The 1293-nt window shown below is 54.0% G+C and carries 1 pseudogene; it reads left to right on the top strand.

The window, feature by feature from the left end:
• The first annotated feature begins 36 nt into the window (after window positions 1-36).
• Window positions 37-1290: pseudogene (locus tag M5B44_RS28750) on the top strand (IS3 family transposase).
• Window positions 1291-1293 lie beyond the last annotated feature (3 nt).

Genomic DNA, 1293 nt, shown 5'->3' with positions numbered 1-1293 from the left:
GGTTTACACCTTCTGATCTATTTTCAGGAGGACGTAATGGAAACGGCTAAAAGGCGTAGTCAGCGAGACTACACGCTGACTTTTAAATTGTCGGTCGTGGATCAGGTCGAAAGAGGCGAGCTGAGTTATAAAGAGGCTCAGGAGCGCTACGGGATTCAAGGCAAAACGACTGTTCTGACGTGGTTACGCAAGCATGGTCGGCAGGATTGGAGCCCGGGCGCATACATTGGCTCGCCGAGGATGGGGTCTATGCCCGACAAAAACCGACCACTGACGCCAGAGCAACGTATCAAAGAGCTTGAAGAGCAGTTGGCTCTGTCCAATCAGAAAGCCCAGTTTTTCGAGGCGGTCGTGGACGTGCTGAAAAATGACTACGGTCTCTCTGTCATAAAAAAGCGTCCCGGCAAGTCCTCGCGCAAAAACGAATCAAAAACCTGAGCATCAGCAGGGCTTGCCAGTTCATGGGGATAAGCCGACAGGCTTACTACAAGCGCAATCGTGCCGATGCTGCTCGGTTCGTTCTGGATCAGCAAGTTGCCGATTTCGTTCAGCAAAAGCGTCAGCGACAACCACGCCTGGGAACCCGAAAGCTGCATTACTTGCTGCATTGCCAGCCTCGACTTGAGCTGCAAGTGGGTCGAGATCGGCTGTTTTCAATTCTGCGCGAAAGGCGTTTGCTGGTGGCCCGCAAACGCGCCTACCACAAGACGACTGACAGCCATCATCGCTTTCGTCGTCATCCAAACTTACTCAAGGCTGGCCCAGACCAAGTTGTTCCAAGCGGCCCAGAGCAAGTCTGGGTGGCTGACATCACCTATCTACCCACTCAGGAAGGTGTGGCCTATCTGAGCCTGGTAACGGATGCCTTTTCGCGAAAGATCGTGGGTTATCACGTCCATGAAAGCCTGCACACCGAATCGGTAGCGCAGGCACTGCGCCGGGCGGTGAAGCAACGTCGGACCGAACAACCACTGGTTCATCACTCGGACAGAGGCAGCCAGTATTGCGCGGGCATGTATCAGGAGCTGCATGCGAAACACGGCATCAGATGTTCGATGACGGACGGCTATGACTGCTACCAAAACGCCCTCGCAGAGCGGGTCAACGGGATACTGAAGACGGAGTTTCTGCTCCAGCGACCACGGGACTTAATGCAGGCGAGAAAGATGGTGAGTGAGTCGGTCTTGATCTACAACCGTGAGCGTCCGCATCTGTCGTTGAAATACAAAACGCCCGATGCGATGCATCGGGCGTTGGGGTGAAACAGGTGTAAACCTATTTCAGGACTAGACA

The sequence above is a fragment of the Pseudomonas sp. MWU12-2029 genome, assembly GCF_023242425.1.
Lineage (GTDB): Bacteria > Pseudomonadota > Gammaproteobacteria > Pseudomonadales > Pseudomonadaceae > Aquipseudomonas > Aquipseudomonas kribbensis.
The sequence above is the reverse complement of the archived record's forward strand: the minus strand, read 5'-3'. Positions and strand labels throughout refer to the sequence as shown.